The organism is Xanthomonas vasicola pv. musacearum NCPPB 4379 (assembly GCF_000277895.2).
Classification (GTDB): Bacteria; Pseudomonadota; Gammaproteobacteria; order Xanthomonadales; family Xanthomonadaceae; genus Xanthomonas; species Xanthomonas vasicola.
In genome coordinates this window covers 2,303,773-2,317,109 of the sequence record NZ_CP034655.1, presented here as the reverse complement: position 1 = coordinate 2,317,109, position 13,337 = coordinate 2,303,773, and the positions used below count along the sequence as shown (strand labels likewise).

Here is a 13,337-nt window from a genome sequence, read left to right as displayed (position 1 = left end):
CGGACTCATTGTGGCAATGGCGAAACGTGCCCCGATGCTGCCAGCTTGTGTGTGATGAACAGCGTGATGTTTCGGCGGTTGATGCCCTTGCAAATCACCGCGGCCTGGTGCGTATTGTGATCAACACCTCTTCGCAACGCATGCCCGCGTTGTCGCGCTCGATACCAGCATCGCGCGTTGGCGTGGCGGCGAGTAGCGTCGATGATACGCATCACTCGGCTGCATGGCGCCAGCCAGAACAGTGCGGGGTGTACATGCGAGCGCAGCGCAGCGCAACGCGTCGCTGATCGCTCCGCTCATCCGCCGCGGCGACCGCTCAATGCCCGCCTCGACCGCACGTCACGCATCGCTGGGCGCGGCATGGCTGCCCTCCCAGTCTGAGCCTCATTCACTGGAGGAGCAGGCTTATGAAGTCAGTTGCAATGATGGTATTGGCCACCGCACTGAGCATTGCCGGCTAGGCTGGCGCGAAGCAACCAGCGCCGCAGGCATCAGCATTGTTGCGCGTGTTGAAGGTGAAATGCAGGCTGATATGGCCGGGCAGACGGTGCAACTGGACCTCCTTGAGCGCCAGCCGCAGATCGTTCTGGTGGCGGGTGGCTTCCGGCCAGGCGCGTCTGTCTGCTGATCGACAGGTACAGCAAGCCCCAGGCGATGTAGGCAGGCCACAGCAGCGCCGTGCCCAAGATCATCGGTTGCGCCTCATGCAGCGCCATCAACCCGGCGAAAATCCGCGCAAGCCCAGCAGCACGCTATGGACCGACAGATCCACGCCCAGCGCCGCCAGCAGGCTGACAACCAGCAGCAGGCCAGCCAACGCACTTCGCCATAACCATCGGCTTGCAGTTTGCGGTATAGCCAGCCCAGCAGCAGGCTGCCCAGCAACCCGCCCACGCTCAAGCCGGCCACTGCGGCCAGCTGCAGCCCTCGGACACGGTTTCTTCGCTGGGCCGAGCAAGTTAGGCAATTGCCAGGAACAGCGACCAGCCAAACGCTTGCATCAGCCAGAACACGCGCGCTACTCCGCGCATGCTGGGTCTTTCTTTGCCTGTGTCACGCAGCGTCATCTCCATCTGGCACAGCAGCGACGCATTGCCCCCTCATGCTGTGGCAGAGACTAGGGCCGCGTGAAGGCGATTGCACGATGTGTATGACCGCACACGCAGCTCACTTCACGGCATCACTGACCAGGCTGGCCACCAACCAAGTCACCGCATGCTGCAAACCATGCGCTAACCCCGTGCGTGGCCGGGCTGCGGCAAGGGCCGCAGGCCTACTTGCTGACCAGCTGGCCGATGTACTGCGCGGCCAGCTTGCTGCCGATGTCCACGGCCGCCTGCAGCGAACCGAAGGTGGGCGAACCCGTCAACGGCACGGACCGCCCGCCTGCCTGCAAGATCTCCAGCACCACGCGGCGGCTTTCGAGCTGACGGGCCCTCACGGTATAGCCAATGCCGTGCAGGATCCCTTTCATCGTGATCAGATCGTCGGGCGATGTAGTGCTCATCCGCGGCGAGCATAGCGACCATTGCTCGAAGCGCCAGCAGCGCACTTTGAATGGTTTATATGCAACGCGCCGGCTTTGGGGATGACCAGCGACCGGTCCGATGCATGCGCATGCGCATGCGCATGTGCACGTGCAGGCGTAGCGCCGCCGCAATTTCACCCTGTCTGGGACGGTAGGGCCACGCATGGGGCGTACGTGCCAGCCGCAGCATGCAACCTCGCAGGCACAATCGCGTGCCGCTGTGTCTTGGCAAGCTCCGCGTCAGCCCTCACAAGCAGGAACGCTTCAGACCCTTCATATCTTCTCGGCGCTGTCGTGAAATACAGCTGCGGGTGTCGGAATTAAATCCCCCACCCAATTAACCGGATATTCGTTTACCGGATCATGGGGCGGTTGCAGGTGACGCATAGTCGGGTTATTTATTTCAAATGCCTAATTCCAGTGCAAGGCAAAAATGCGGGTTTTGGTGAATTTAGCCCACGCGGGCCGCCGGATTACGCACAATGACCAGCAACTCTCGACCTCATTCAGTATATCTGTATCGAAATACTATTTTAACAGCGAGGCGCCCAGTAGTATTTTATTTATTGCTGAATAAAATTCACCCGAATCAAACAGCAAACGCCTGAGTCCGTTAGAACTGCTAACTTGCGCTTGAATTCGCTACCGCAGGTAGGGGATCCACCGACATTCGCGATATGTTTCCCCTATTACCCGGGACTGCCGTCGCATTTATGATTGCCTCCCTTCGAGATTTGTGATGCTCTATTGTAGAGCTCGCTCTAACAACAATCCGCGGTGAGGCCTGTTACTGCGCTGCCAATCTGTTTTGACTATGGATTAACTCGTCAAAGTCTATTTCGGCAAGTTTTCTCTGAATAGCAACTGTCCATTCAGGTTTTAGAGTTCCTGGATAGCGCCGTTAAACAATCTCGCACGCACTCGGTCAATGCAGAAAACATTTGCCGGATGCTCCGCGAGCGCACTCCGAAGAGACGGAAAGCGCAGCGGCTGAAGAAATGAATAACGCGTGAAATTAATGCCTTCGCTGGTGATCTCCGGCGCTGGAACCCTCTGCGCCAAATTTGAATAAACAGCTGTAGCGGCGCACTCAATAACTGGAATCGACAAAACCTATGAATCGCTCGCTACTCGCAACCACCATCGCCTCCTGCCTCGTCCTGACCGCCTGTGGCGGCGGTGGCGGTGGCGGCAACGTCCGTAGCGACCCGCCGCAGAGCACCGTCATCGCCCCGGCGCCGACAACTCCGCCGCCGGCAGCCGACCCGCTTCCCAAGCCCGCGCCGGCGCCGGCGCCGACGCCGGCCCCAGCCCGCTACCAGGGTGTGGGCAGCAATCTTCTGGTGCCGACCAATGCGGATCTGGCGCAGCAGGCCGGTGCCAAGGGCAAGGGAGTGAAGCTGGCAGTGCTGGACGACAACCTGGTTCAGAGCTACGCGCCGATCAGCGGCAAGGTCGACAGCTTCAACGATTACACCGCCAGCCCAGGTACCCCGGAGTCGTCGGCCAATGCCTTGCGCGGCCACGGCACGATTGTCTCAGCGCTGATTCTGGGCTCGGCGCAGGACGGCTTCGCCGGTGGCGTCGCGCCGGATGCGGACCTGTTCTATGCGCGCATCTGCGCCGAAAATTCCTGCGGCACGCAGCCGACCCGCCGCGCTGCGGTGGATCTGGCCGCTGCTGGCGTGCGCATCGCCAACCTCTCCATCGGCGCGTCCTATCCGGATGCCACCGCCAGCGCCAACGCTGCACTGGCCTGGAAGTACGCACTGACCCCGTTGGTGCAGGCCGACGCGTTGATCGTGGCCGCCACCGGCAACGAAGGCGCGGCGGAAGCCTCCTACCCGGCCGCAACGCCAGTGCAGGAAGCCAGCTTGCGCAACAACTGGCTGGCCGTGGGCGCGATCAATATCGACAGCGCCGGCAATGCCGCCGGCCTGACCAGCTATTCCAATCACTGCGGCGCCGCTGCGCAATGGTGCCTGGTCGCGCCGGGCAGCTACACCGCCCCGGCCCTGGCCGGCACCGAATTGGGCGGCCAGATTGCTGGTACCTCGTTCTCCACTGCTGCTGTCAGCGGTGTCGCCGCGCAGGTGCTGGGCGTGTATCCGTGGATGAGCGCCTCCAACCTGCAGCAAACCCTGCTGACCACTGCCACCGACCTGGGCGACCCGGGCGTGGACGCGCTGTACGGCTGGGGTCTGGTCAATGCCGCCAAGGCGATCAAGGGTCCGGGCCAGTTCGCAAGCAATTGGGCAGCCAACGTGAGCTCTGGCTACGACAGCACGTTCAGCAACGATATCTCCGGTGTGGGCAGCCTGACCAAGAGCGGCGCCGGCAAGCTCACCCTGAGCGGCACCAACACCTACACCGGCGGCACCACCATTCTCGATGGCGTGTTGTCGCTCACCGGCAGCCTGCATTCGGATCTTCTGGTGGCCAACTCGGCCACCTTCGAAGCGCGCGGCGGTGTCATCAACGGCAACTACAGCCTGGTCAACTCGACCGGCACCACCGCCGTCGAGCTGGGCAAGGCTCTTACCGTCACTGGCCAGGCCAGCTTGAAGGGCAATCTGCTGTTGCTGCCGGAAGCGGCCGGCTATACCGTGGGCAGCACCGAAAAGATCGTCCAGGCCGGCGTCCTGCAAGGCACGTTCGACCGCGTGCAGTACGCCAATAATTTCTTCTGGAACGCGGCACTGTCTTACGACCCGACCACCGTCACCGCGACCCTGACCCGTAATTCCTCCGCCGCCAGTGCGCAGGCGGCCGGTGCGCCGCAGTCGGTGGTCAATGGTGCGAACCAGGTCGATTCGCTGGTCAAGGTGCTGGATACGCGGGTCGCCTCGGGCGACACCGACAACCTGGGCGGCCTGATCAGCGCCACCGGTTCGCTGATTGCCGCGTCCGATGCGCAGGTTGCCGCATCGCTGCCGACCCTGGCCGGCCAGGTGCACGGTATCGAGCGTACGCTGGGCTTCCAGTCAGCACTCAACGATGCACGTGTGGCTGCCGATCGCCTGCCCTACCTCGCCGACACCACCACGCTGACCACCTGGATGCAGGGCAGCTACCTGGATGGTGATCTGAGCCGCAGCGGTTTCGATTCGGCCGATTACACCCAGCAGGCGACCACCTTCGGCGCGGATCTGCCGATGGGCAATGCCGGCACCATCGTCGGTGCGGCCGTGACCTCCGGTCAGGACCGTGCGCACATCGCCGCGTCGTCGAGCCGGCTGCGCTCGGACCGCTATGCGATGACCGCCTACCTGTACCAGCCGATTGGCCAGGCGTATCTGTCGGCGATCGGTTCGTACGGCATGAGCAACGTCGAAACCGAACGCAACGTGCAGGCCGGCAGCATCGGCGAGCGCTTGCAGGACCGTCGCCACGACACCAACTGGTCGGCGCGCGCGGAAATCGGCTTGATGCCGCATGCCGGGTTGTCGCCGTTCGTGGCCGCCGGTGTGGTGAGCCAGACCCAGGATGCCTTCAGCGAAGCGTCGGTGACCGGTTTGGGATTGAGCGCCAATAGCGACACCATGCGCGCAGGGTATGGCGAGGTGGGCGTGCGCGGTCACCTGGAACACGGCAACTGGGGCTTCGATGGTCTGGTGGCGTATCGCTCGCTGCTGGGCAATCCGAATTCCGACTTCTCCGCGTGGTTCACCGGCTTGCCGGAAGCGCGCTTCAAGGTTGCCGGCGAGCCGGTGTCCAAGCAATCACTGCGTGCCTCGGTTGGCGTGCGTTATCAGCTCAACGATGCGTTCTCCATCTACGGCAACGTGGGCGCCGAGCGTGGTCGTTCGGACGCCAACAGCATCAATGCCAACGTCGGTCTGCGCTGGCAGTTCTGATCGCCGCCGATACAGCGATGCTGCAGGCGGCGCAAGTGATGCTCTCACGCACGCTGGTGTGACAGATATAAAGAAAGGCCCCGGCATGTCCGGGGCCTTTTCGTTGCTGGCCTCATGTGAATGCCGACCTGCAGAACGCCTTGACTGATAAGGCATCCTGCGTACCGGCCGCGCACAGACGATACGAAGGTATATCGATGCGATGTCCATGGACTGCCGAAAACGCCTGAAAACCCCTGGTTTCATGCGTTGACGGCTGGCACCATGCACGCCATCGACGCGGCTGCAGTACGCGTCGTCACTGCGCCGGCCCCGATGGCAGGCGCGTAACTCCATCCTATGGCCAATGCCATGGGTGCCAGGCGATGCCGTTGTACGCCGCTGCCGGCAGCGGGCGTGTCTGCATCGCCACTGCAAGCGCTGCCCGCTTTCGCGGGTTGCGGACTGCATGTGCAACGCCTTCCCCTCCCCGCTCGAGTCACAGCATGTCGTCCCTCTTCCTGCGTTCTACGCTGGCAGCTGCCTGCGTCGGCAGCCTGCTTGCTGGCTGCGGTGCCACGCCGCCACCGGCGGCTCCCTCGCCGCTGCTCATCCACACCAATACCCAGGTGAGCGTGCCGGCGCACTCGCCGTTGCGTTCCAGCTTACGCGTGCAGGCAGTGCGCAGCCAGCGCATCGCCCCCATGCTGGAAATGCCGGCCGTGATCGATGTGTTGCCCGAGCGGCTGGTGCGTGTCGTACCGCCGTTGGCCGGGCGCGTGGTCGCATTGCCCAAGACCCTGGGCGACACCGTGCGTGCAGGCGATGTGCTGTGCGTGCTTGATTCTGCCGAACTTGCCAGTGCCTACAGCGATGCCGGCAAAGCGCGCGCCACGCTGCAACAAGCACGTCTGGAACTTGCCCGGCAGAAGGCGCTGGCAGCAGACAGCATTGCAGCAGCACGCGATCTACAAACAGCACAGCAGGCTTTCGATAATGCGCAAAACGATGCGCGCGCGGCCGGCGACCGTCTGGCCCAGTTGGGTGTGGCTGCACAAGCAACGTCGCATCGGCGCTATGTCTTGCGTGCGCCCATTGCCGGCCGCGTGGTGGACCTGAGCGCCGCGCCGGGCGGCTTCTGGAACGACACCTCAGCGCCACTGATGACGGTGGCCGATATCTCGCAGGTGTGGCTGACCGCCAGCGTGCCGGAGCGCGAGATTGGCCAGGTCTTCGAAGGGCAGCCGGTCACTGCCAGCCTGGATGCCTATCCAGGCCAACGCTTCACCGGCCAGGTGCAACACCTGGACGATCTGCTCGACCCCACCACCCGCACGTTGAAAGTCAGGGTGGCATTGAATAACCACGATAGCCTGCTCAAGCCTGGCATGTTTGCGCGCGCCCAGTTTCAAGCACACCCTCAGCAGGCGTTGATGGTTCCCGCCAGCGCGCTGTTGCAAATGGGGCTGTATACGCGGGTGTTTATCGAAACCGCGCCGTTCGTTTATCGCTCGCGCATCGTGACCACCGGCCGCGCTATGGATGGGTACACCGAAATCCTGTCCGGCTTGAAGGCAGGCGAGCGTGTGGTGATCAAGGACGGAGCCTTGCTCAATGATTGAGTCGATCATCACCACCTGCTTTCAACGCCGCGGCATCGTCTGGCTGGTCTTCGTGCTCATTGCGTTATACGGCACCTGGAGCTGGACGCAGCTGCCGGTGGAAGCCTATCCAGATATCGCCGATGTTACTTCGCAGGTGGTCACGCAGGTACCGGGCCTGGGTGCAGAGGAAGTGGAACAGCAAATCACCGTGCCGCTGGAACGTGCGTTGATGGGTACGCCAGGCCTGCATGTGTTGCGCTCGCGCAGCCTGTTCGCGCTGTCGTTGATCACGTTGGTCTTCGATGATGGAACGGAAGGCTACTTCGCGCGGCAGCGCGTGCTGGAACGCATGCAGGCGGTCACCCTGCCCTATGGCGCGATTCCCGGGCTGGACCCGTACACCTCACCGACGGGTGAGATTTATCGCTACACGCTGGAATCGAAAACACGCAGCCTACGCGAGCTGTCCGACCTGCAATTCTGGACGGTGATTCCGCGCCTGCAGAAAGTGCAAGGCGTGGCCGATGTCACCAACTTTGGCGGCCTCACCACGCAGTTTTCATTGGCCCTGGAACCGGATCGCTTGACCCGCTACGGGGTCTCGTTGCAACAGGTCAAGAGCGCCATCACCAGCAATAACGCCGATGGCGGCGGCAGCGTGATGGATCGCGGCGAACAGAGTTACGTGATCCGTGGCATCGGCCTGCTGCACTCGTTGCAGGACATTGGCAACGTGGTGGTGAGCAGCAGCAATGGCGTGCCGGTGCTGGTCAAGGATCTGGGCGAGGTGCGCTACGACAATGTGGAGCGGCGCGGCATCCTGGGCAAGGACAACAACCCGGACACGATTGAAGGCATCGCATTGCTGCTCAAGGACAGCAATCCGTCGGTGGCCTTGCAAGGCATCCACAGCGCCGTGGAGGAGCTCAATAACAGCTTGTTGCCCAAGGACGTCAAGGTGGTGCCGTATCTGGACCGCACCGCGTTGATCGATGCGACGCTGCACACGGTGAGCGCCACGCTCACCGAAGGCATGCTGCTGGTGGGTGTGGTGCTGTTGATCTTCCTGGGCAGCCCACGCGCGGCGGCAATCGTGTCGCTGACCATCCCGCTGTCATTGTTGATCGCTTTCATCTTCATGCACCACCTCAAGATTCCGGCCAATCTGCTTTCCTTGGGCGCGATCGACTTCGGCATCCTGGTCGATGGCGCAGTGGTGCTGGTGGAAAATGTGCTGCGCTTGCGCGAGGAAAACAGCGAGCGAGCGTTGACTGCGCACGATGCGATCGACGCCACCTTGCATGTTGCACGGCCGATCTTCTTCGGCATGGCAGTGATCGGCTGTGCGTATCTGCCGCTGCTCGCGTTTGAACGCATCGAATACAAGCTGTTTTCGCCGATGGCCTACGCAGTGGGCGCGGCCTTGATCGGTGCGCTGCTGGTGGCATTGATGGTGATTCCCGCCCTGGCGTGGCTGGCGTTCCGCAAGCCGCGCAGGATGATGCACAACCGCGTATTGGAGGCACTGGGGCAGCGCTACCGCGCATTGCTGGAGCGTAGCGTTGGCCGACGCGGTTGGTTGCTGGCCAGTGCGGCGCTGGCCTTGTGCGTGCTGGCCGTATTAGGTGGCAGCATTGGCCGCGACTTCTTGCCCTATATCGATGAAGGCTCGCTGTGGCTGCAGGTGCAGATGCCGCCAGGCATCACTCTGGACAAGGCCGCCACCATGGCCAACGCCTTGCGCAAGGCCACGCTGGAATTTCCCGAGGTGTCGTACATGGTGACCCAGACCGGGCGCAACGACGACGGCACCGACTACTGGACGCCCTCGCATATCGAAGCGAGCGTGGGCTTGCGTCCGTACAAAGACTGGCCATCGGGCATGGACAAGCAGGGACTGATCGCCGCGCTTGGCGCGCGTTATGCGCAGATGCCCGGCTATACGGTGAGCATGATGCAGCCGATGATCGATGGTGTGCAGGACAAGCTCTCCGGAGCGCACAGCGATCTGACTGTGAAGGTGTTCGGCGACGATCTGCAGCAGGTGCGTGGTGTTGCCGACCAGGTGGCGGCGGCCTTGCACAAGGTGCCGGGCGCTGCAGATATCGCCGTGGATGTGGAACCGCCCCTGCCCAACCTGCAGGTGCGCTTCGACCGCGAGGCGGCGGCGCGCTACGGTATCAATGCCGCCGATGTGTCGGATCTGATTTCCACCGGCATCGGCGGCAGCCCGATCGGGCAGATGTATATCGGCGAGAAGAGCTACGACATCACCGTGCGCTTTCCGCAACGGTATCGCAACGATCCGCGGGCCATCGGCGCGTTGCGTTTGCGCACCGCTGCCGGTGCGGAGATACCGCTATCGGCCGTGGCCAGCATCACCACCACCAGCGGCCAGAGCGTGATCGTGCGCGAGATGGGCAGGCGCAACATCATCGTGCGGCTCAACGTGCGCGGCCGCGATCTGTCCAGTTTTCTCAGCGATGCGCAGGCAACGCTCGCGCGGCAAGTGCGGGTCGATCCGCAGCACATGCAGTTGGTGTGGGGTGGCCAATTCGAAAACCTGCAGCGTGCCCAGGCCCGCTTGCTGGTGGTGCTGCCGACTACGCTGTGCATCATGTTTGTGCTGCTGTTCGGCGCATTCGGCAACCTGCGCCAACCCACATTGGTGCTGGCCGCCGTGCCGCTGGCGATGATCGGCGGGCTGGCTGCACTGCACCTGCGCGGGATGACGCTCAATGTCTCCAGCGCGGTGGGTTTCATCGCCTTGTTCGGCGTTGCAGTATTGAACGCGGTGCTGATGCTGGCGCAGATCAACCGATTGCGTCAGGACGCCGGCATGGCCTTGCGCGAGGCGGTGGTGGCCGGTGCGGTTAGCCGCATGCGCCCGGTACTGATGACCGCCACGGTGGCAGCACTCGGCCTGACACCGGCGATGCTCACCACCGGCCTGGGCAGCGATGTGCAACGCCCGTTGGCCACGGTGGTGGTGGGCGGGTTGGTCACCGCCACGGTGCTCACGCTGGTGTTGTTGCCATCGCTGTATTACCTGATGGAAGCCTTCGTCGCAACGCGTCAGGGCCGCCGGGAGACGACCGCATGACATACCTTCGCAACGCGTTGCTCGCTGGTACCGTGGCGGTGTCGCTCGCCGCCTGCGCAGTGGGACCGAACTTTCAGCGCCCCGCTCCTCCCACTGCAGATCGCTACACCGCCAACGCGTTACCTGCAGCGACTCCAGCAGCGGACGTAGCGCATGGCGGTGCGCAACAGTTCGCGCCAGGGCAAGACGTGCCGACCGCGTGGTGGCGCGCATTCGGCTCGCCGCAATTGAATGCTGTGGTGGAACGCGCATTGCGTGCCAACCCGGATCTACAGGCCGCCGACGCGGCGCTCCGGCAGGCGCAACAGACACTCGCCGCGCAACGCGGCGCCTGGCTGCCTCAAGCGGATCTGCATGTGGATGCCAGCCGGCAACGCGACTCGGTGGTGCCCGCGCCGGATGTCGGCATCGACACGCCGTACGCGCTACGCACCGCGCAGCTCAGCGTGAGCTATACGCTGGACGTGTTTGGCGGCACGCGGCGGCAAGTGGAAGCGGCCGGCGCGCAGGCACAAGCGCAGCGCGATCAGCGCGATGCGGCGTATCTCAGCCTCACCGCCAATGTCGTCAACGCAGCTATCGGCGAAGCGGCCGCGCGCGCGCAACTGGATGCCGCGCGCGCGCAGGTCGCACTCGCCGAACAGCTATGCACGCTCACCGAACGCCAGCAAACGCTTGGCGCGATCGGCACAGCGCAGGTGCTGGCCCAACGCACTGCACTGGCGCAGGCGCAGGCCGCAGTCCCGCCGTTGGAAAAACAGCTGGAACTACAACGCACCCTGCTCGCGATTCTGGGTGGGCAATTGCCTAGCGACGCTACGGATGAGGCATTTACGCTGGCGACGCTGCAGCTTCCGGCGCAACTGCCGTTGTCGTTGCCCTCGCAGTTGGTTGACCACCGGCCGGATATCCGCGCCGCCGAAGCACAAGCACATGCGGCCAGCGCGCTGATCGGTGTGGCGACCGCTGCGCGCTTGCCCTCGATCACCCTGAGTGCAGCCAGCGGCGGTTCTGCGGCCAGTTTCGGGCGCATGTTCGCGGTCGGTAATACGCAATGGTCGGTTGCCGGCAGCCTGCTGCAGCCGCTGTTCCATCGCGGTGCGCTTGCGCATCAGCAACAGGCGGCCGAAGCCGGCTACGCGCAGGCCATGGCGCAATACCGCAGCGTGGTGTTGAACGCGTTTGGCGAGGTCTCCAATGCGCTCACCGCGCTGCAGAGCGACGCACAGAGTCTGCGTGCCTCTGCCGATGCGCTGGCGCTGGCGGAGCGCACGCTGGCGGTGGTGCAGCGTCAACAAGTGGTCGGCGCGGTCGGCATGGCCGATCTGTTGCAGGCACAGCAGGCCTACCAGAGCACACAGGCGGCCACGGTCCAGGCACAAGCCGCGCGCTACACCGACACCGTGGCGCTGTATCAGGCCCTGGGTGGCGGTCCATGGTGGTCGCCATCGGCACAGACAGCTGAGCCGGCGGCTCCATGAACCAAGCACTGCATCCAGCGCCGGTTGTGTAACGGCGGCACCGCCAGCTGAGACAATCGCCGCCATGCGCATGACCTCTCTGTTCCGCTCGCCGCCTACCCGCACCGACCTGCTTGGCATGCTCGGGCTGGTGGCCGGCATAGCGGCGATCTTCGTGGCCGATACCTTCACCGATTACGCGGTGGCGGCGGCCTTGTTCTATACGCTGGTGGTGCTGCTGTCGGTGCGCCTGCTCACGCGCGCGGGCGTGGTGGCCTTGGCGGCTACCTGCCTTGCACTTATCGTGCTCAGCTTTCATCTCACCCCGGCCGGCAGTTACCGCGTGGGGGTGATCAATTCCTGCATCAGCGCGGTGGTGGTTGCGGTCACCACGTATCTGGCAGTGCAGATGGAAGCGGCCAAGGCCAGCGCGCATGCAGCGCAGGCGCGGCTATTGCGGCTGACCCGCAGCGGCAGCATGGGTGGGCTGGCCGCGTCGATCGCGCACGAAGTCAATCAACCGTTGGCGGCCATCGTGACCAGCGGCAACGCCTGCCAGCGTTGGTTGGCACAGCAACCGCCGAACCTGGCCAAGGCCGATGCCGCGCTGGAGCGCATGCTTGCCGACGCCGGCCGCGCCAGCGCCATCATTGCGCGCATGCGTGCGCTGGCGCGTGGCGAAGCGAGTCAACGTCACCCGCTGGATTTGAACCGCACGGTGCTCGACATGATTGCGCTCACCCGTGGCGAAACCGAGCGCCATGGCATCGCATTGTCGCTGGAACTGGACCCTGCCCTGCCTGCGGTGCTGGCCGATGGCGTGCAAATTCAGCAGGTCATCGGCAATCTGTTGCTCAACGCGGTGGAGGCGCTAGCGACCCTGCCGGATGAGGCGCGCAGCATCCACGTGCGCTCGCATATCGATGGTGCGTGGGCATGCCTGTGCATCGACGATACCGGCCCGGGGTTATCCGAAGATGCACTGGCACATGTCTTCGAAGCATTCTGGAGCACCAAGGACGATGGCATGGGCATTGGTTTGAGCATCAGCCGTACCATCATGGAAGCCAACGGCGGGCAGATCTGGGCCGAGCCGGCCGGCACGCGCGGTGCGCGCTTCGGCCTGCGCTTGCCCCTGGTCACAGCGGAGCGCAGGGAATGAACGAGATGGCACCGGTGGTGTATCTCATCGACGACGATGTTTCGATGCGCGCCGCGCTGGAAGATCTGTTCGCCTCGGTCGGCTTACAGGTCTATGCGTTCGGTTCCACCGATCAATTCCTTGCGCATCGGCTGCAGGACGCGCCCGCCTGTCTGGTGCTGGATATCCGTATGCCAGGCCAGAGTGGGATGGAATTCCATCGGCGCATGGTCGAATCCGGCTTTGCCCTGCCAACCATTTTCATCACCGGTCATGGCGATATCGCGATGGGCGTGGAAGCGATGAAGAATGGTGCGATCGAATTTTTGACCAAGCCGTTCCGCGATCAGGCCCTTCTGGACGCAATTCAAGACGGTATCCGCCGCGACCGCGCGCGCCGCCAGAGCGATGCGGTTGCCGCCGAGCTGCGTGCGCGTTGGGAATCGCTGAGCAGCGGCGAGCAGGATGTGACGCGGCTGGTGGTGCAAGGTCTGTTGAACAAACAGGTGGCCGCGCGCTTACACCTCAGCGAGATCACCGTAAAAGTGCGGCGTGCGCAGGCCATGCGCAAGATGCAGGCCGGCTCGCTGGCCGAGCTGGTGCGTTTGGCGGAACGCATCGGTCTGTGAGGCGCGCTGTGTTACCGGGATTTGTAGTGCGTGCTG

General features: G+C 63.6%; 10 protein-coding genes. 7 read left to right on the top strand and 3 right to left on the bottom strand.

The genetic code is table 11. The annotated features are described in order from the left end of the window. Positions 1-5: 5 nt before the first annotated feature. The gene (locus KWO_RS10750) at positions 6-212 is read right to left on the bottom strand and encodes a hypothetical protein (RefSeq protein WP_125168832.1); all 207 of its coding nucleotides are present in this window, start codon (positions 210-212) and stop codon (positions 6-8) included. Positions 213-319: 107 nt separating this feature from the next. On the opposite strand from KWO_RS10750, the gene KWO_RS10745 reads away from it, so the two are divergent. Continuing rightward, the gene (locus KWO_RS10745) at positions 320-628 is read left to right on the top strand and encodes a hypothetical protein (protein WP_124943942.1); all 309 of its coding nucleotides are present in this window, start codon (positions 320-322) and stop codon (positions 626-628) included. An 87-nt stretch (positions 629-715) separates the two neighbouring features. Here KWO_RS10745 and KWO_RS10740 read toward each other — a convergent pair whose 3' ends face one another. Both KWO_RS10740 and KWO_RS10735 read right to left on the bottom strand, forming a co-directional pair. Further along, positions 716-817, bottom strand: a complete 102-nt coding sequence (locus KWO_RS10740) for a hypothetical protein (protein WP_010378630.1) — start codon at positions 815-817, stop codon at positions 716-718. A 456-nt stretch (positions 818-1,273) separates the two neighbouring features. Further along, positions 1,274-1,507 carry a hypothetical protein gene (locus KWO_RS10735; RefSeq protein WP_010378627.1) on the bottom strand — a complete coding sequence of 78 codons (234 nt, stop codon included), beginning with the start codon at positions 1,505-1,507 and terminating at the stop codon, positions 1,274-1,276. A gap of 1,136 nt (positions 1,508-2,643) precedes the next feature. On the opposite strand from KWO_RS10735, the gene KWO_RS10730 reads away from it, so the two are divergent. The 6 genes from KWO_RS10730 to KWO_RS10700 all read left to right on the top strand — a co-directional run bounded on the left by KWO_RS10730 (position 2,644) and on the right by KWO_RS10700 (position 13,301). After that, the gene (locus tag KWO_RS10730) at positions 2,644-5,385 is read left to right on the top strand and encodes a S8 family peptidase (protein WP_017113588.1); all 2,742 of its coding nucleotides are present in this window, start codon (positions 2,644-2,646) and stop codon (positions 5,383-5,385) included. A 485-nt stretch (positions 5,386-5,870) separates the two neighbouring features. Then, positions 5,871-6,986, top strand: coding sequence for an efflux RND transporter periplasmic adaptor subunit (locus KWO_RS10720; protein ID WP_010373460.1), 1,116 nt, complete (start codon positions 5,871-5,873; stop codon positions 6,984-6,986). Next, entirely contained in the window at positions 6,979-10,071 is a 3,093-nt protein-coding gene (locus KWO_RS10715; protein ID WP_010378623.1) for an efflux RND transporter permease subunit, read from the top strand. The genes KWO_RS10720 and KWO_RS10715 overlap by 8 nt, the downstream gene beginning before the upstream one ends. Further along, positions 10,068-11,552 carry an efflux transporter outer membrane subunit gene (locus KWO_RS10710; RefSeq protein ID WP_010378621.1) on the top strand — a complete coding sequence of 495 codons (1,485 nt, stop codon included), beginning with the start codon at positions 10,068-10,070 and terminating at the stop codon, positions 11,550-11,552. Before KWO_RS10715 ends, KWO_RS10710 begins: the two co-directional genes overlap by 4 nt. Positions 11,553-11,670: 118 nt before the next feature. Then, positions 11,671-12,693, top strand: coding sequence for a sensor histidine kinase (locus KWO_RS10705; protein ID WP_026112879.1), 1,023 nt, complete (start codon positions 11,671-11,673; stop codon positions 12,691-12,693). Further along, entirely contained in the window at positions 12,690-13,301 is a 612-nt protein-coding gene (locus KWO_RS10700; RefSeq protein WP_010378617.1) for a response regulator transcription factor, read from the top strand. Before KWO_RS10705 ends, KWO_RS10700 begins: the two co-directional genes overlap by 4 nt. Positions 13,302-13,337: the final 36 nt, after the last annotated feature.